This is a genomic window from Tropicimonas marinistellae, assembly GCF_001509585.1.
GTDB classification, from domain to species: domain Bacteria; phylum Pseudomonadota; class Alphaproteobacteria; order Rhodobacterales; family Rhodobacteraceae; genus Tropicimonas; species Tropicimonas marinistellae.
On the sequence record NZ_LNCI01000010.1, the window covers coordinates 57,112 to 75,254 of the forward strand.

Annotated in this window: 15 protein-coding genes; 5 read left to right on the top strand and 10 right to left on the bottom strand. The window is 64.5% G+C overall.

The window, feature by feature from the left end; genetic code table 11:
* Window positions 1-117 precede the first annotated feature (117 nt).
* Window positions 118-759: a bifunctional 4-hydroxy-2-oxoglutarate aldolase/2-dehydro-3-deoxy-phosphogluconate aldolase gene (locus ARC39_RS19770; protein ID WP_068116859.1), complete on the top strand. Its 642-nt coding sequence runs from the start codon at window positions 118-120 to the stop codon at window positions 757-759.
* 18 nt (window positions 760-777) lie between these two features.
* On the opposite strand, the gene ARC39_RS19775 is transcribed toward ARC39_RS19770, so the two are convergent.
* Complete coding sequence (locus ARC39_RS19775; RefSeq protein WP_068116860.1) at window positions 778-1,050, bottom strand: hypothetical protein; 273 nt, start codon at window positions 1,048-1,050, stop codon at window positions 778-780.
* Window positions 1,047-3,854 carry a bifunctional [glutamate--ammonia ligase]-adenylyl-L-tyrosine phosphorylase/[glutamate--ammonia-ligase] adenylyltransferase gene (gene glnE / locus ARC39_RS19780; protein WP_068116862.1) on the bottom strand — a complete coding sequence of 936 codons (2,808 nt, stop codon included), beginning with the start codon at window positions 3,852-3,854 and terminating at the stop codon, window positions 1,047-1,049. Before glnE ends, ARC39_RS19775 begins: the two co-directional genes overlap by 4 nt.
* A 121-nt stretch (window positions 3,855-3,975) precedes the next feature.
* Between glnE and ARC39_RS19785 the strand changes: the two genes are divergently transcribed.
* Window positions 3,976-4,455, top strand: a complete 480-nt coding sequence (locus ARC39_RS19785) for a YbaK/EbsC family protein (RefSeq protein WP_068116866.1) — start codon at window positions 3,976-3,978, stop codon at window positions 4,453-4,455.
* Between the two features lie 202 nt (window positions 4,456-4,657).
* Here ARC39_RS19785 and ARC39_RS26430 read toward each other — a convergent pair whose 3' ends face one another.
* Window positions 4,658-4,780 (bottom strand): hypothetical protein, encoded by a 123-nt coding sequence (locus ARC39_RS26430; protein ID WP_268874352.1) that lies wholly within the window; start codon window positions 4,778-4,780, stop codon window positions 4,658-4,660.
* A 245-nt stretch (window positions 4,781-5,025) separates the two neighbouring features.
* Here ARC39_RS26430 and ARC39_RS25700 point away from each other — a divergent pair, with 245 nt between their 5' ends.
* A complete protein-coding gene (locus ARC39_RS25700) occupies window positions 5,026-6,807 on the top strand; it encodes a calcium-binding protein (protein ID WP_068116868.1) in 1,782 nt (593 codons plus the stop codon).
* Window positions 6,808-6,866: 59 nt separating this feature from the next.
* Here the strand turns inward: ARC39_RS25700 and recG are convergent, their stop codons facing one another.
* The 4 genes from recG to sciP form a co-directional block, all read right to left on the bottom strand.
* Window positions 6,867-8,957: an ATP-dependent DNA helicase RecG gene (recG, locus tag ARC39_RS19795; protein ID WP_068116870.1), complete on the bottom strand. Its 2,091-nt coding sequence runs from the start codon at window positions 8,955-8,957 to the stop codon at window positions 6,867-6,869.
* Window positions 8,954-11,122, bottom strand: a complete 2,169-nt coding sequence (ligA, locus tag ARC39_RS19800) for an NAD-dependent DNA ligase LigA (protein WP_068116872.1) — start codon at window positions 11,120-11,122, stop codon at window positions 8,954-8,956. The genes recG and ligA overlap by 4 nt, the downstream gene beginning before the upstream one ends.
* A 609-nt stretch (window positions 11,123-11,731) precedes the next feature.
* Window positions 11,732-12,445: a response regulator transcription factor CtrA gene (gene ctrA / locus ARC39_RS19805; RefSeq protein ID WP_068116873.1), complete on the bottom strand. Its 714-nt coding sequence runs from the start codon at window positions 12,443-12,445 to the stop codon at window positions 11,732-11,734.
* A 126-nt stretch (window positions 12,446-12,571) separates the two neighbouring features.
* Complete coding sequence (sciP, locus tag ARC39_RS19810; RefSeq protein WP_068116874.1) at window positions 12,572-12,856, bottom strand: CtrA inhibitor SciP; 285 nt, start codon at window positions 12,854-12,856, stop codon at window positions 12,572-12,574.
* Between the two features lie 130 nt (window positions 12,857-12,986).
* Between sciP and mnmA the strand changes: the two genes are divergently transcribed.
* Window positions 12,987-14,129 carry a tRNA 2-thiouridine(34) synthase MnmA gene (gene mnmA, locus ARC39_RS19815; RefSeq protein WP_068116875.1) on the top strand — a complete coding sequence of 381 codons (1,143 nt, stop codon included), beginning with the start codon at window positions 12,987-12,989 and terminating at the stop codon, window positions 14,127-14,129.
* Between the two features lie 105 nt (window positions 14,130-14,234).
* Window positions 14,235-15,320 carry an NAD(P)/FAD-dependent oxidoreductase gene (locus ARC39_RS19820; RefSeq protein ID WP_068116876.1) on the top strand — a complete coding sequence of 362 codons (1,086 nt, stop codon included), beginning with the start codon at window positions 14,235-14,237 and terminating at the stop codon, window positions 15,318-15,320.
* Window positions 15,321-15,336: 16 nt separating this feature from the next.
* On the opposite strand, the gene lpxB is transcribed toward ARC39_RS19820, so the two are convergent.
* The 3 genes from lpxB to lpxA are packed head-to-tail and all read right to left on the bottom strand — an operon-like array spanning window position 15,337 to window position 18,139.
* Window positions 15,337-16,500 (bottom strand): lipid-A-disaccharide synthase, encoded by a 1,164-nt coding sequence (gene lpxB / locus ARC39_RS19825; RefSeq protein ID WP_068116878.1) that lies wholly within the window; start codon window positions 16,498-16,500, stop codon window positions 15,337-15,339.
* Complete coding sequence (locus ARC39_RS19830) at window positions 16,500-17,336, bottom strand: LpxI family protein (protein WP_068116880.1); 837 nt, start codon at window positions 17,334-17,336, stop codon at window positions 16,500-16,502. Before ARC39_RS19830 ends, lpxB begins: the two co-directional genes overlap by 1 nt.
* A gap of 5 nt (window positions 17,337-17,341) precedes the next feature.
* The gene (gene lpxA, locus ARC39_RS19835) at window positions 17,342-18,139 is read right to left on the bottom strand and encodes an acyl-ACP--UDP-N-acetylglucosamine O-acyltransferase (protein ID WP_068116885.1); all 798 of its coding nucleotides are present in this window, start codon (window positions 18,137-18,139) and stop codon (window positions 17,342-17,344) included.
* Window positions 18,140-18,143 lie beyond the last annotated feature (4 nt).

Sequence of the window (18,143 nt, forward strand, 5' to 3'; positions counted from 1 at the left end):
ACCTGCCCCCAGGTATCGGCGGCGAAAACCCGCACCGTGCGAGCCTGAGCGCCGTATCGGCCAATACCCCTTCCGGAGGCGAGGCACACCCCGCTCCGGCCACTGAAGGACGAAGCGATGACCCCACAAGACGCAAGCAAGAAGACCGCGGAGATCTGCAGGCTGGCACCGGTCGTACCGGTGCTGGTGATCGACGATGCCACGACGGCCCGGCCCCTTGCCGAAGCCCTGGTCGCGGGCGGCCTGCCAGCCCTGGAGGTGACACTGCGCACGCCTGCCGCGCTCGATGCGATCCGCGAGATGGCCAAGGTCGAGGGCGGTGTGGTTGGAGCAGGCACATTGCTCACCCCCCAGGACGTCGCCGCGGCCAAGGAGGCCGGTGCCCGCTTTGGCGTCTCCCCTGGCGCCACCGACACTTTGCTGCAAGCCTGCGAAGACGCCGACTTGCCGTTGCTGCCCGGCGCGGCCACTGCGAGCGAGGCCATGCGCCTGCTGGAACGCGGATACAGCGTGCTGAAGTTCTTTCCGGCCGAAGCCTCGGGCGGCGCTCCCGCCCTCAAGGGCATCGGCGCACCCATTCCACAGATCAGCTTCTGTCCCACAGGCGGCGTGTCTCCGTCGAACGCCGCGGATTACCTGTCCCTGTCGAACACCATCTGTGTTGGCGGAAGCTGGGTCGCTCCAAAGGAAATGGTCGCAGCCGGTGACTGGGCCGGCATTGAAGCGCTCGCATGCGAAGCTGCATCGCTCAGCGTTTAAGGACGCAGGGGCGCTGCCCTAAGCCTTGCCACGGCGGCCCCGCCACCCGCCCCGACGCGCGGCCGGGCGACCATCGGCCATGCCTTCCCGCAGGACAGCGCTCATGGGATGGTCGGGACGCGCGTCGGCGTAGCGCTTCAGTAAAACGTCGAGCGCGGCACGGGACTCCACCGTTCCGGCCACCGAAAGAGCCCAGTCCAGGAAAATCGATCGGCATTCGCGCTCACCGATGCCGTCGATCCGGTAGGCCTCGCGGATCAGTCCCTTGGGGTCGTAGCTATCACCCTTCACGCCACGCCCGCCGCTTTGGATGGCTGTCGTTCCAGCGCCGAGTCGATGATCTCTGCCGCGCGTCCACGCCAATCCGCCAATACCCTCACCAATGCGTCTATGTCCTCGTGACCGGTTTCCCGGGCCAAGACCTCTCGGCCTCCCTGCCCCAACGCCTCCGGCTCGATCGGCCCGTCAATGATCAACCGTCCAACGCTCTGCACCGATCGGGCCAATCGATAGGTTGCGGTCAGATGCGCCGCTTCCGCCTCGGTCAGCCACCCCAGACGTGCGGCGGCATGTAGCTGTGGCGCCGTACGTCGCGCGCGCGCGCCCGCGAGCAACGCCCCGGCCTGCGCCGTGAGTTCGATATCCTGCATCCCGCCGGGTCCCCGTTTCACATCCAGCGGCCCCTGCTGCCCCTTTGCCTCCGCGAGCCGGCGCCGCATGTCGCGCACATCTGCAAGCACCTTCGCGCCGTCACGGGGTGTCGAGAGCACCGAGAGACGGACTTTCTCAACCTGTTCAGCAACCGCTGAACTGCCAGTGACCACCCGGGCGCGCGTCAGCGCGAGGTGTTCCCACGTCCAGGCCTGTTCATGCTGATAGCTGTCGAAGGCCGCAAGCGACGTCGCCACAGGCCCCTGTTTTCCGGATGGACGAAGCCGCATATCGACCTCGTAGAGCCGCCCTTCGGCCGTCGGTGCGGTCAGGGCCGTCAGGATCGCCTTGGTCAAACGGGCGTAATAGGTCGCCACCGGCAGCGAGCGCGGACCGTCGGAGCTATCTGAGCGCTCAGCGTCGTAGATCATGATGATATCCAGGTCGGACCGTGCATTGATCCAGCCCGCGCCGAGCGATCCCATCCCGAGCGCTACACCACCACGACCGGGCGGCGGCCCGTGTTTCGTTGCGAAATTCTCAACGACCACCGGCAGAAACGCCACAAGCACCGCATCGGCCAGATCGGCAAACTGCCGGCCCGCCTCGGCGGCATCTACCAGCCCCCGCAAGTGATGCACGCCGACGCGGAAGTGCCATTCCTTCCACCAGATCCGGGCGGCATCGAGACGCCGCTCATAATCCTCCGCCGCCTCCAGCCGGTTGGCCAGATCCCGCGCAAGCTCGACCTTTCCGGGCCAAGACGCGAAGAAAGCGCCACCCAGCACCGCGTCGAGCACCTGGGAGTTGTGCGACAGGTAGCTCGCCAGTGCCGGGGCGGTCGAAGCGATATCGACGATCAACGCCCGCAAGTTCGGGTTCGCTTCGAAGAGCGAAAAAAGCTGCACTCCCGCCGGCAATCCGGACAGGAAACCGTCGAAGGCGCGTATCGCCTCTTCCGGCCGGGGTGCGCCGTTCAGACGGGCCAGCAAATCCGGTTTCAAGCGATCGAATATTTCCTGCGCGCGCGACGAACGCATTGCCGGATAGTGCCGCCAGCGTGCGACGATCTCCGGCTCCTCCGCGTTCGGCGTTCCGGTGGTGCCGGCACCCGCCTCGCGTGGTGTGAAGAAGGACTCGGCACGCGTACGCACCGCGTTGAAACGGTCCGACAAATGCCGCATGAACCGCTCGGTGTCGCCCTCGCCACACATCCGTGCGATCCGGTCAAATCCTTCCCTCGTACTGGGCAACACATGGGTCCGGGCATCCTCAACCATCTGAACCCTGTGCTCGACCTCACGCAAGGCGCGGTAGTGATCGGTGAATTCCTCGGCAAGCGACGCCGGAATCCATCCTGCCTCGGCCAATCGTGCAAGCGCCGGAACGGTGCCGCGAAGCCGAAGGCGGGTGTCCCGTCCGCCTGCAATGATCTGACGCGTTTGTGTGAAGAACTCGATCTCCCGAATGCCGCCGGGACCGAGCTTCAGGTTGCGGCCCTCCAACACGCCGGTTTCGTGCAGCCCCTTGTGCTCCTTGATCTTTAGCCGCATGTCGTGCGCATCCTGGATCGCCGCGAAATCAAGGTGGCGCCGCCAGATGAATGGCCGAAGCCGCTCCAGATATGCCTCACCGGCGGTCACGTCGCCGGCACAGGGCCGCGCCTTGATATGGGCGGCTCGCTCCCAGGTGCGGCCCACCGACTCGTAGTAGCGCTCCGCTGCCTCCATCGACAGACATACCGGCGTCACCGACGGGTCGGGCCGCAACCGGAGATCCGTCCGCCAAACGTATCCGTCCCCAGTCAGTTCGCTCAACAGAGCCGTCATCCGGCGCGTCGCCTTGACGAATCCCGCGCGCGCCTCCTGAAAATCGCCCGGGTCGTACCGGCTCTCGTCAAACAGCATGATGAGGTCGATATCGGAGGAGTAGTTCAGTTCCGCTGCACCCATCTTGCCCATCGCCAGCGCGACCATGCCACCGGCCTCGGCCAGATCATCCGGTCCCTGCCCCGGGAACTTTCCCCGTTCGAATTCCCGAGCCAGCACCGCCTTCATCGCCAAATCCACCGAGAGATCGGCGAATTCCGTCAGTGCGCCGGTCACCTGTTCCAGCGACCATACCCCGGCCAAGTCGGCCAGCCCGGCAAAGAGCGCAACGCGTCCCTTGACCCGCCGCAAGGCCGGTTTGAGCTCTGACTGGCTCATCGGGCGCAGAGCGACGTACTCCTTCGAAAGGACCGATGTGGGATCGGCTGCAAACGCCGCCTCCAACCACTCCGCATCCCGATCCATCAGGCCTCGCAGGTACGGGCTGCAACCGGCCGCGCCAGCCAGCAACTCGCGCAGTTCCGGCGCAAGCGCGCCGAAGCGCGCGTGGACTTCCGCCCCGGCCGATACATCGAAGGGAATGGGTGTTCGTGTGATCGCGCTTGAAAAACTCATGCAACGTTGATGACTTGCGGCGCATTCGCGGTCAATCCGTATAGGCGCTGCGGACACTGCGCCTTGCCATCGCCCCGTTTGCTCAGGTTAGAAGATAGCAGGGCAGCGTGGGGGAGACATCATGAGTAAGAGCCTAAACCGTGTGACAGGCGCCCTTGAGGCGGCCGGAGCAACGTTCGATCTGCGTGAAATGCCCGAGGGAACCCGCACCGCACGGGCCGCCGCCGACGCCATCGGGTGCGACCTCGACCAAATCGCCAAGTCGGTTATCATGGCGGCAGAGGACAGTCGCACCCTCGTCCTCTTTGTCACCGCCGGGGGGAATTTCGTCTCGACCGAGGCCGTGGCCGCACTTCTTGGCGAGGTTGCGCACCCTGCAAGCGGTAGCGAAATCCGCGCGGTTACGGGATTTGCGATCGGAGGCGTCTCTCCAATCGGGCACCTGAGACCAATTCGCGCCTTCTTCGATCCCCGGTTGACGGACTTCCCAACCGTCTGGGCTGCTGCGGGCACGCCACAGCACGTATTTGGCATCGCGCCGGACCGGCTGCGAAAGCTGTGCAAGGGGGAGTTCGCGGAATTTGTAACGCCTCCCCAGTAGAGGGATTCCAAACCGGCGCGGTGCGAAATGAAAAAACCGCCGCGCACCCGGGCGGGGTGGCGGCGGCGAAGTGGCGACTTTGCTGGACCGGATGGCGGGGAAAAGGCAAAAACCCCGACGCCAATGGGGACAGGCAGATACCGGGCGCCGCATCGAATTGGGGACGGTGACGCGGGCAGCAGGTCGCAGGCAGAGGTTAGACTCAGATCAGCGAAGGCAGATGCAACCCGGCCACCAGAATGACCATCAGCGAGGCGACGCCAATGGCGTCCTCCAACAGGGTTGCTTCGGACCGGACGATGAGGGCTTTGAATTCTGTGAACATGGGCGGTGTTCCTCAATTCGTGGCGATAACGTTTGTTGCACCTTTGTTCTCATATCGCGGCCGGCCTGTAAAGAACTTTTTAAGAACATTTGCGAACGTATCGGAACAACAACCTCCACGAAACGCGCACCGCTCGCTCCGCGTGAGTTTGGACGAGGCTCCGCATGCGTTTGCGCGGCGTCAACGACAGTAATGACGGCGCATGCGATAATTCCTTAAGAACAAAAGAATATTTGGAGGCACCGATGGCCAGGATCGTTGCGAACGCGGGTCTTAACTTGTCCGATTTCGACCTCCACCAAATCATCGAGGGCGCGGTCTACGCACGGTACCGAGACGGCGCGAACGTGACGGTCGACGGAACAACCTACCCCGACGTGTTCGAAGTCCAGTGGAGACAGTCCGATACACTTCTGCTCACACAGCTCGCAGGGCACCATTTCGAGGGTAATGATCTGGAGCTCAGGGCCGGGACGGTCACGGGGTATTTCGAAGCCACGATGAAAGGTGGCACATGGGCACCTTTCTGGCAGGTCACCGAGATTTCGGTCCCCGCGGTCACCATGTATGTGGCGGCGGTGACGCCGGACACAACCGACGACATGAAGCTTCTGCGCACGATTCTCTCGGGGTCCGATCGCTTCGTGCTGAGCGATCAATCCGACTATGTCCACGGCTACGACGGGCGCGATGTGTTCTTCGGCAACCGTGGAAACGACGACCTCCACGGCGGGCGTGGGAATGACGTCCTGAACGGCGGCGGCGGGAACGACCGGCTGTATGGCGAGGCCCATGCCGACGTCCTTCGCGGACACGACGGAGACGACGAACTCCGGGGCGGCGACGGCAACGACGAGTTGCTCGGCGGCAACGGAAACGATTCCCTCGAGGGCGACGGCGGGAAGGCCCGCACCGGTGGTGGCAAGGACCTGCTCCGCGGCGGAGCCGGCAAGGACGATCTCCGCGGCGGCGGTGGAAACGACCGCCTCTACGGGGACACGCAAGACGATCTCCTGCACGGCGGCGATGGCGATGACCGGCTGTGGGGAGGCGATGGCAGGGACAAACTCAACGGTGGTTCCGGTCAGGACATCATGCGTGGTGCGGGTGCAGGTGACTTCATCTACGGCGGTGGCGGCACGGATTTGTTGCTTGGGGGGCGCGGCGGTGATTGGCTCGATGGCGGCGGCGGCGATGACATCCTGAAAGGCGACGCGCACGACGACCAACTTCATGGGAGCAATGGTGAGGATACCCTTCTGGGCGGCACCGGGAACGATCACCTCTACGGCGGGGCACAGGCCGATGTTCTGAAAGGCGGTGACGGCAAGGATTGGCTGTCCGGCGAGGAAGGCGCAGACCGGCTCGAAGGCGGCGCCGACAAGGATTGGTTGTCCGGAGATGACGGGGCCGATATGCTGCTCGGTGGCTCGGGAAACGACACGCTCATAGGCGATGCCGGTGGCGACCTGCTCAAGGGTCAGGCTGGCGACGACTTCCTGCACGGATACGAGGATCGGGACGAGCTCTATGGCGGCGACGGCAATGACCGCATTCTGGGTGGCAGCGGCAAGGACGTGCTTCGGGGCGGCGATGGAAAGGACAGGCTCTTCGGCGACACGCAAGACGACCGGCTGTACGGCGAGGCCGCGAACGACAAGCTCTATGGTGGAGACGGCGACGATACGCTCGTCGGCGGTGACGGCGATGATGTTCTCGAAGGTGAACGCGGGTCGGACGAGCTGATCGGCGGTGCAGGTATGGATACATTCGTCTTCGGGCGCTACGCCGCGCACGAGGTCATTCTCGACTTCGAGGACAACGTGGACCGGTTGAAACTGGAAGATGAACTCTGGATCCATAGCGACGGCACACTGACCAAGGCCGAGGTGGTGGACACCTATGCCACCGTTATCGACGGCAACACCGTGTTCGACTTCAGCACGGGACCCTACGGTACGAACATCCTGACGGTGATCGGTGTGGAGGATCCCGAGGTGCTGATTGACGACATGATGATCGTTTGATGCAGGCTCCAACCTCATGGGATGACGCGGCGCCCCGCCCGAAGCCCCCGCACCTGCACTCAACCAACGGAAATCAGCCGGATCGCCTTGTCCTGTTCCATGAGCCACAGCAGCACGCGCACTGCCTCGCCACGCGGCGATTTCAGCGTATGGTCGTCCGCCAACAGGCGCCGCGCATCCTGCTGGGCCATCTGCATCAGACCGGCCTGCCGCTCAATGTCGGCGATCCGAAAACGCGGTAGCCCCGATTGCGCGGTGCCGATCAGGTCGCCCGCCCCGCGCATTGCCAGATCTTCCTCCGCGATCCTGAATCCGTCCTCGGTTTCTCGCAGGATCTCCAGGCGGCGCCGCGCCGTCTCCCCGAGCGGTCCCTTGTACATCAGCAGGCAGGTCGAAGCGGCTGAGCCGCGCCCGACGCGTCCGCGCAACTGGTGAAGCTGCGCCAGACCGAAGCTCTCTGCCTGCTCAATCACCATGATCGAGGCATTGGGCACGTTCACCCCCACCTCGATCACCGTCGTGGCCACCAGTACGGCGGTTTCCCCCGCCACGAAACGCGCCATGGCCGCGTCCTTCTCCGCCGGTGGCATCTGGCCATGCACCAGCCCGACCGTGCCCTCGCCGAGCGTCGCCCGCAGTTGCCGGAACCGTTCCTCAGCGGCGGTCATCTCCACCGTTTCGCTCTCTTCCACCAGCGGGCAGACCCAGTAAGCCTGCTTGCCTTCGACCACCGCACGTCGCAGGTGATCCACCACCTCGTCCATGCGACCGGCGGAGACCAGCGCGGTAGTCACAGGCGTGCGCCCGGGCGGCTTCTCGTCCAGGACCGAGAGGTCCATATCCCCGTATTGCGCCAGCGACAGGCTGCGCGGGATCGGCGTGGCGGTCATCACGAGCACGTCCACCGCATGCCCCTTGGCCCCCAGTTCCATCCGCTGCGCCACGCCGAACCGGTGCTGTTCGTCGATCACGGCCAGCCGCAGATCGTGAAAGGCCACGTCCTTCTGAAACACTGCGTGGGTCCCGACGAGGATGTGGATGTCGCCCCGCTCCAGCGCGGCCAGCTTTGCCTGCCGCTCCGCCCCCTTGTCCCGCCCGGTGAGTATCTCCAGCACCACACCAGCACTTTCAGCCAGTGGCCGGATCGATTCCAGGTGCTGACGCGCAAGGATCTCGGTCGGCGCCATCATGACGCCCTGCCCTCCGGCTTCCGCCGCAACCAACAGCGCCATCACTGCGACCAGCGTTTTGCCCGCCCCCACATCACCCTGCAGTAACCGCGCCATGCGCTTGGCGCCGGCCATGTCCTCGGATATCTCCCGGATCGCCCGTTCCTGCGCGCCGGTCGGCCGATAGGGCAGCGCTTCCTGCACCCTGCTCTGCAATCGCCCGGTTACAACGGAAGACCGCCCCTTGCCGCGCCTTTCGACGCTGCGGGCGAGCGCGAGCGTCACCTGGTGCGCAAAGAACTCGTCATAGGCCAGACGCCGTCGCGCCGGTGCATCGGGCGAGAGGTCCCGGCTTCCATCCGGGGAGTGGGCGGCCAAGACCGCTGCGGGCCATGCAGGCCAGCCTTCACGCGCCAAAAGCGCGGTGTCGATCCATTCGGAAAGCTCCGGCACGCGCGTCAATGCCGAGCGCACCGCTTTCGTCATCACCTTCAGCGTCACGCCGGAAGTCAGCGGGTAGACAGGCTCATAGGGCGGGATCTCGTCTGCCGCCTCGGGGCGGAGGATGTGGTCGGGATGTACCATCTGCGCGACGCCGTCGAACAACTCGATCCGACCGGACACGACGCGCCGTTGACCGGTCGGCAATTGGCGCTCCAAGTAGTCCCCGTTGGCATGGAAGAACACGAGCTGGAAACTCGTCTCGGCATCCTCCACTTCCACACGGTAGGGCCGACCCCGCGATGCGGGCTTGCGGTGCCGGCCGATCGTCACCTCCAACGTGCCCGTCGCCGGCAGGTCCAGCGCGCGCACCGAGGCCACCGGGCGCCGGTCCACCCCCGAATGCGGCAACGTGAAGATCAGGTCGCGCGGCCGCTCGATCTCGATCTGGCCGAAATGTTTCGCCGTCTTAGGACCAACTCCGTCCAGCGTCTCGAGATCCGCGAAGAGCGGAAAGAGGATCGGCGGCCGACCACTCATGCCTGGCCGATCAGGGTGAGCCAGCCGTCCTCATCAAGCGTCTCGATGCCCAATTCGGCCGCCTTCTTCGCCTTGGAGCCCGCGCCGGGCCCCGCGACGACGATATCGGTTTTCTTCGAAACCGATCCGGACACCTTCGCGCCGAGCGCCTCTGCCCGCGCCTTGGCCTCCGCCCGGGTCATCTTTTCCAAAGTACCGGTGAAAACCACCGTCTTGCCCGCAACCGGCGACCCCTCTCCCGCGGGTGCGGCGACCTCCTCAATCTCCAATTGCGCGACCAACCTGTCGATCACGTCGCGCTCGGCCGGCTGACGCATCGCCGCCACCAGCGCTTGCACCAGCGCATCGCCGATCCCGTCAACCGATACCAGTTCGGACCAGGCCGGGCTCTCCTCCATCGCCGCCTTGCGCGCCTTTCCGTCCGCCGCCTCGGCCGCTGGCTCGCCGCCAGCGCGATCCACCGTGTCACGCAATGTCTCCCAGTTCTGGAAATGCCGCGCCAGCGTCTTTCCCGCGACCTCGCCCAGGTGGCGAATACCGAGCGCGAAGAGAAACCTGTCGAGCGGGATACGGCGACGCTCTTCGATAGCGGCAAAAAGGTTCGTCGCGGATTTCTCGCCCCATCCTTCGCGGTTTTTCAGTTGTTGCATCCCGTCGCCAAAACGGGCCTGAAGCGTGAAAATGTCCGCCGGTTCGGAAATCCAACCGTCGGCGTGGAACTGCTCCACCTGCTTCGCACCGAGCCCCTCGATGTCGAAAGCCGCGCGGGACACGAAATGTTTCATCTTTTCAACGACCTGCGCGGCACAGATCATCCCACCTGTACAGCGGCGCACGGAGTCGCCTTCCTCGCGGATCGCCTCGGAGCCGCAGACTGGGCAATGGGTCGGAAAGTCGAAAGGAACGGCTCCCGCCGGTCGCGCGGAGAGGTCCACATCCGCGATCTTCGGGATCACGTCGCCCGCGCGATAGACCTGCACCCGGTCGCCCACGCGAATATCGCGTCCCTCCCGGATCGGCGCGCCCGAACTGTCCCGGCCGGCGATGTAATCCTCGTTGTGCAGCGTCGCGTTCGACACCACGACACCGCCGACTGTGACGGGCGCGAGCCGGGCCACGGGGCTAAGCGCACCGGTGCGGCCAACCTGAATGTCAATGGCCTCGAGTTGTGTCCAGGCAAGTTCCGCCGGGAACTTGTGCGCAATGGCCCATCGCGGCGTGGTGGAGCGAAATCCGAGCCTGCGCTGGTAGTCAAGGTCATCGACCTTGTAGACTACGCCATCGATATCATAGCCAAGGGTGGCACGCTGCGCCTCGATGTGCCGGTACTGCGCCAACAACTCGTCCGCTGAATTGCAACGCCGAGTCAGTGGATTGGTCGCGAACCCCAACGCGGCGAGCCTTTCGATGGCTGCGGTCTGCGTTTCCGCAAGGGGCTCGCTGACCGCGCCCCAGGCATAGGCGAAGAAACGCAGAGGCCGCGCGCGGGTGATACTCGCATCGAGTTGGCGCAGGGAACCGGCCGCCGCATTGCGGGGATTGGCGAAGGTCTTTCCGCCAACCTCTGCCTGCCGCACATTCAGAGACGCGAAATCTGCGTGGCTCATGTAGACCTCCCCACGCACTTCCATCACATCGGGCGCGCCCGCGATTTGCTGGGGGATGTCGGCCACGGTGCGCGCGTTGGCGGTGACGTTTTCGCCCGTTGTCCCGTCGCCGCGCGTGGCCGCCTGCACGAGACGGCCATCCTCATAACGCAGCGAAAGCGACAGGCCGTCGATCTTGGGCTCGGCGGTATAAGCCAGCGGCGCATCCTCCGCGAGCCCCAGGTATTTGCGGATCGAGCTGTCGAATTCCCGCACATCCGCGCTGTCGAAGGCATTCCCGAGCGAAAGCATCCGAACAGCATGGGTCACCTTGGCAAACCCGTCTGACGGTGCCGCACCAACCTGCGCGGAGGCGCTGTCGGGGCGGATCAGATCCGGGAAACGCGCTTCGATCTCTCCATTTCGGCGCTTCAGCGCGTCGAAATCCGCGTCTGACATCACCGGCGCGTCGTCGGCGTGATATGCCCGGTTCGCTTCCTGCAGAAGCAGCGCGAGGCGGGCCAACTCATCCCGTGCCTGAGCGGGCGTCAAATCCGCCACATCGATTGTCTCGCTCATGTGCCCTCCGCCTGTTTCGCGTACCAGAGATATGCGGCTGAGCGGCGGGGGTCCAGTTGCTCGCGACGGTGCCGTCTCGAAGCCAGCGAACTATCCGATCCCTGCCATTGACGTGGTGCGAAAGCATGCCAGTCACGCCTTGTAGCGCCGGAGGTCGCGCCGCGGCGAGACGTTACACATCACATCGACAACCGGGATAGCGCGCATGACGCCCGCATGCGGTTCCACTTCGGAAGGATACTGGTTCGCGCGCGCGGCCTCGACACGCTACACTCGCCAGCGCGGTCCGACCGCCCCTCGCAGCGCCACACGAATGCGCCGACCGACCTGTATCGCGATAATTCGAGCCATCGGCGTTTGTACGCATTGGTTGGAGTAGTCTCGCGCATTGCCGGTCCAATTTGCCGGCGCCGCGAAATCGCAGAAAGAAATTGGCGAATTGGATAGCGCGCGAGCAACCTGCCTCGGCAGAAAAAAGAGCGCGCCATGTGTCCATGAACGCGCCCGAGGTACACCGCCTTGGAGGGAAAAGACGTCTGGCAGAAATTCAGCTCGTTATTTCCACCAGTGTTGCCGTGAGTTGAGGTGGTGGTGTTGCATTCGCCGCGCTCAAGCGCCTATCGCGAACCTCTGGTCCATCTCCGCCGGTTCCGGATCGCGCATCACGTAGCCGCGGCCCCAGACCGTCTGGATGTAGTTCTCGCCGCCGGTTGCATTGCTGAGCTTCTTGCGCAGCTTGCAGATGAAGACGTCGATGATTTTCAGTTCTGGTTCGTCCATTCCTCCGTAGAGGTGGTTCAGGAACATCTCCTTGGTTAGTGTCGTCCCCTTGCGAAGACTGAGCAACTCCAGCATCTGATATTCCTTACCGGTCAGGTGCACGCTCTTGCTGTCCACGTCTACCGTCTTGGCATCCAGGTTCACGGTGACTTTGCCGGTCCGGATGACCGATTGGGCATGTCCCTTGGAGCGGCGGATAATCGCGTGAATTCGGGCAACGAGTTCCTCGCGATGGAACGGCTTTGTCAGGTAATCGTCTGCTCCAAACCCGAACCCCTTGATCTTGTTGTCGGTGTCATCGGCGCCGGACAGGATCAGCGTTGGTGTCTCTACCCGTGCAAGCCGCAACTGGCGCAGTACCTCATGGCCGGTCATGTCCGGCAACCCGAGATCGAGAAGGATCAAATCGTAGTCGTATAGCTTTGCAAGGTCGATCGCCTCCTCGCCCAAATCGGTGCAATACACGTTCAGGTTTGCGTGCGTGAGCATCATTTCGATGCTCTTGGCGGTCGCCGGGTCGTCTTCGACGAGCAGGATTCGCATAACTCTTTCTCCGGTTCGATCCCTCTTGACGCGACCATGGCCCGAAATGGTTAATCCCCAATTACCGAATTCGTCCTCGATCACTCTCAACTGACAGTTGCATCTTATTGAGAAAGGTTAACCTCGCTAATTATGGGGAGCCCGGAACTGCTGTAGCAGGGTTGTCTTCAGTGCAACCTCGCCGAATCGGCTGACCGCGGCCTGCCAGCTTTCGAATTCCTCGTCGGAAAGCCCATAGCGGCTCTTGGCCTCCTCAAGCGTAATCAGTCCGCCATCCACCGCGCGCACGACGGCCGCTTTTCGACTGGCCACCCACCGCCGCGTATCCGCCGGCGGGAGGTCGGCGCGGGTCATGATCTTGCCGTCGGGCAGCGTCACCGCCCGCGGTCCGTCTATCTTCTTGATAAACATGCGTTGCACTCCCATCTCACCACAGGGCCGCAGCCTGCCGCCGGTGCACTTAAGGAGTGGTGAAACGAGGCCTTGAGAGTGTCTCGAATTTTCCTATAGTCCGGCGCACCTTGACAACCGGAGCCAAGACATGCCGCTTGATGGCGACAACCAATTGAATTCACTCGGCTTTGCAAAAGCACCGAGCGAGACACGCGTTGTCGTGGCGATGTCGGGCGGCGTCGATTCTTCCGTCGTGGCCGCCGAACTGGCGAGCGAGGGCTACGATGTCATCGGGGTCACGCTTCAGCTCTACGATCACGGCGCGGCACTCGCCAAGAAAGGCGCTTGCTGCGCAGGCATCGACATCCACGATGCCCGGCGCGTCGCCGAGGAGATGGGATTTCCGCATTACGTGCTGGACTACGAGAACATTTTTCGTGACGCGGTGATCGACGAATTTGCCGACAGTTATCTTGCCGGCGCAACACCCGTGCCCTGTATCCGATGCAACGAGCGGGTGAAGTTCAAGGATCTGCTCGAAACGGCGCGGGACCTCGATGCCGACTGCATGGCAACCGGACACTACATCCAGCGGAAAACGGGCGGTCACGGCCCCGAATTGCACATGGCCGGCGATCCGCGTCGCGACCAGTCTTATTTCCTGTTCTCGACGACGTCAGAACAGCTCGATTTCCTGCGTTTCCCCCTGGGTCACCTGACCAGCAAGGCCGAAACGCGGGCGCTGGCGGTCAAACATGGTCTGCAGGTGGCCGACAAGCCCGACAGCCAGGACATTTGCTTCGTACCGGACGGCAACTACGCCTCGGTGATCGAGAAGCTGCGCCCCGGGGCCGGCGAACCCGGTGAGATCGTCGATCTGAACGGCCGTGTTCTGGCGCAGCACGACGGGGTCATCCATTACACGATCGGTCAGCGACGGGGGCTTGGCATCGGCGGGCTCTCGGAGCCCCTCTACGTGGTCAGACTCGACCCCGACGCGCGCCGCGTGGTTGTGGGCCCGAAGGAGGCACTCTCCACGCGGATCGTCCCGGTGCGCGAAATCAACTGGCTCGGCGACGTTCCCATGACCGAACGTTCAGAGTGGCCGCTTTCGGTGAAAGTTCGCTCCACCCGCCCGCCACGCGAAGCGATCCTGCGGCCAACGGATCCGGATACTGCCGAGGTCGAACTGCTCTCACCCGAAGAGGGTGTCTCGCCCGGACAGGCTTGCGTGTTCTACGAGACCGAGGGCACCCGCGTCTTTGGCGGTGGTTGGATCTGGCGCGGGTGAAGCCCCCCCTGTTCCACAGGAAATGCGAGAGGGCCGGCGCCGCTGGGGCTTGACCACCACAGCCGGCAGCGCCACTTGCCAAGGAACGCAACGGGAGCCGGGTCAATGAACCGAAATATCGTGATTGTCGGCGGCGGCTACATTGGCGCTGAACTGGCACGCAGGCTCGACCCTGTAGCCGACATTACGCTCGTAGAACCACGCGCTGCCTTCGTCCATGCCGCAGCCATGATCCGCGCTGTGGTACAGCCCGAGTTGCTCGACCGCGCTCTGCTGCCCTACGACAATCTGTTGACCCGCGGCCGTGTCATACGGGAGCGCGCGACTGCCATAGACTCCGACGGGGTGACGCTCGCGGATGGCCGCAGGCTCATGGCAGACATCATCGTCGTGGCGACAGGCTCGGGCTATGCCGCGCCGTTCAAACCCAACGGCGGCGACGTTGATACACTCAGGCAGGCGAACGCCGCGTCGCATGCTGCAGTGATGAACGCGCGTTCCGTCGCCATCATCGGCGCCGGGGCGGTCGGCATCGAACTTGCAGGTGAGATCAAGGCAGCAAGGCCCGCCTGCGAGGTAACGCTTGTATCGGATACTGCCTCGCTGCTGCCCACCTATCCGCCCCGTCTGGGGGCGGAGATGGAACGCCAGCTGAGCGTGCTCGGCGTAACCCTGCAGCTTGGTCGCCGCGTCACGGCGCTACCGACAAAAACCGCGCCCTTCTCGGAAATCGTATCGCTGGACAACGGCGAAACCATACGCGCCGATCTCGTATTCCCGGCCACCGGCGCCTGCCCCCGGACAGATTTGCTCACACCGCTACCCGACGCGCGCATCGGCGCCGATGGGCGGGTAGTGGCAGACCGCTGGATGCGCCCTTCGGCGCTGCCGAACGTGCTGGCGGCTGGTGATGCGGTCGATCTGGGCGATGCAATGACCATTGTCGCGACGACCCGGCAGGTCCCTTGGCTGGAGCGGGCGATCCGTTCAATGCTCGCCGGTCGACAGCTCGACCGGACGCCACCCTACACCCCGTGGAGGAATCCGCCGATCCTGCTGCCGCTAGGCCCGCAGATGGGCGCGAGCTACTTGCCGCCCGCCGGGGTGCAGGGGCCGATACCGACGCGCCTGATCAAGGGCCGCGCGCTGTTCGTTCCCAAGCACCGCCGCCAGTTCGGCCTCGGCGGTTGACCACGGACCCGTCGCGTCAGACCGGCATCCCGTCCAGAACCGCCCGTGCCGCCCGAAGCCCCGGCGACTCCTGCCCGCGCCCCAGGCGTTCCATCGTCAAGCGCATCGCTGCGTGTTGTTCCCCGCCGCTATCCAGCACATCCAGCAGCGCCGGCGCCATCGCCTCCGCCCGGCAGTTTTTTCCCAGAAACTCGGGCACAGCGCGCGTCTCCGATACAAGGTTGACGAGCGTCACCGTGTCCACCAGCAACAATCGGGTCACGTAGATGCGGCTCAACCACGCGCCATCGTAGCCGATCACCATTGGAGTATCGGCCGCCGCCAGTTCGAGCGAGACGGTACCGGAGGCTGCCAGCGCTGCGTCAGCGGCCGCGAAAGCCGCGCGTTTCTCCGCCGCCACAACCGCGTCGTCCCGCCCGCGCGGATCAAGCAGGATCGGCGCGCCCGGCCAGTCCGCCAGCGTCTCGGCCATCAGCTCCGCCCGCGTCGGCACTGTGGGTACAACGATTCGGACCTCAGGACGCGCCGCCAGCACCTGCCGCAGCGTCTGCGCGAACACCGGCCCCAGCTTCGTGATCTCCCCCCTCCGTGACCCCGGCAACGCCAGGACGAGCGGCACATCGGGCGCGATTCCATGCGCCCTCCGAAACGCCGCGGCCTCATCCTGACCGGCCTGTTGCTCGGCGACCACCGGATGCCCCACGAAGTCGCAGCGCATCCCCGCGGCCTCCATGTAGGGTGGTTCGAAGGGAAGCAGCGCGAGGACCTGGTCGATATCGGGCGCCATTTTCGCCGCCCGCTTCGGCCGCCAGGCCCAAACAGTCGGCGCGACGTAGTGCACGGTATGCTGCTCCGGCCGCTGTTGCCGCACGCGATTGGCCAATCTCAGGCTGAACTCCGGCGAGTCTATCGTGATGAGCGCATCCGGTGCGATCCGCACCGCCTCATCCACCGTCTCTTCCAACCGACGCTTCAGTTCGAAATACTTCGGCAGGATCTCCGCCAGCCCGGCAAGCGAAAGCTCCGACATGGGGAACAGGCTTTCCATGCCCTCCGCCTCCATCAGCGGCCCACCGATACCGTGGAACTCGACCTCCCCCAGCAGCGTTTTCAACCCTGCCATCAGCGCCGCGCCAAGTTTGTCGCCGGAGGGTTCACCCGCCACCAGGAAGAGCCGCATCACACCGCCTCCCGTGGACGCACCCACAGGAAGAGTCCGGCCGCATCCGCCTCGCGCACAACCTCTTCACGGTCCAGGACCATGACGCCGCCAGCCTCGATCACCACCCCGCGCAACCCCGCCCTTGCCGCGTTCCGGATCGTGCCCTGCCCGATAGCCGGTAGATCCACACGCCGGTCCTGGCGCGGCTTCGGCCCCTTGTAGAGTAACCCGCCCTCCGGCAGTCCCGCGCGATTGGTTGCCAATGTCTCGAGCATCCAGTCGGTGCCCGGCATCGCTTCGACCGACAGCGCCTGCCGGCGCGACACGACACAGGCCTGCCCCACATCCGCCGAGCCCAGTGCAACCACGATCTCCGCGCCGCGTTCGGCATCCTTGCGATCCGCCTCCTCCGGCTGGAAACGCCCCAGAACGCCCGGTGCAGGCAACAGATCGGGCAGAAGCTCATGTGCCCCGCGCACTGCCATGCCGCGCGCTTCGAACAACTCCAGCACCACGCGCAGCGCGCCGTCGTCCCCTTTGCCGAGCGCCGCCATCAACCGCGGTACAAGTGGCGCTGTTGCCAGATCCAGCGCGCGCGGCTCCAGCTTCGGCCGCCGCACACCGCCGGCGAAACAGACGTCGCGCGCCCCGCGTTTCTGAAGCTGTTTGAGCAGCGTACCCAGGGTTTCCAGGCGAAACGCCAGATCTGGCGCCACTGTTCCAGGCGGCGCATCGTGGTACGCACAGTAAATCACGTCACGCCCGCTGGCCCGCAGTCGTTCAGCCAGCAACTCGGGCAGCCGCCCTCGTCCGGCAATCAGCGCCAGCGGCGGGGTATCCGTCGCGCCGCCCATGGGCCCTACTCCGGCGTCAGGAAGCTGCGGTCACTGTCGCTCCGGATGAAATCGACAATCGCCTGAACATAATCGCTGTCGCTTTCCGCCCCCAGGGCCTCCGCCCGCTCGCGAAATGTCCCCGTGCCTGTGGCAAGCGACCGGTAGGCGTTGCGCAGCACGGCGATGTCCGCGCGGTCAAGTCCGGCACGCTTCAACCCGATAAGATTCAGCCCCACCAGGGCTCCGGCTTCTCCCTGTACCATGCCGTAGGGGATCACGTCCTTCTCGACCTTTGACAGCCCGCCGATGATCGCGCCCTTCCCGATCCTCACCCACTGATGAACCCCGGAGATGCCGCCAATGATGACATCATCGTCGATCTGCACGTGACCGGCCAGGCCCACGTTATTCACGAGGATCACCCGGTCTCCCACGCGGCAATCATGCGCCACGTGAACACCCGCCATCAGCAGGCAATCGTCGCCAATGCTCGTAATGCCGCCGCCACCCTCGGTGCCCGGGTTGATCGTCACGTGCTCCCGGATACGGTTGCGCGCACCGATCACCAGCCGCGTGTCCTCGCCGTGGTACTTCAGATCCTGCGGAATCTCCCCGATCACCGAGAATGGAAAGACAACGGTCTCCTCGCCAATCTCGGTCCTGCCCGTCAGAACGACATGGGACTTGATCTCCACAGCGCGGGCCAGCGAAACCTCCGCACCAATAACAGCGAACGGACCTACGGAAACACCGGCCCCGATCTCGGCGCCCTCCTCGATCACCGCGGTGGGATGAATGCGCGCCGTCTTATCGATCGTCATGGGC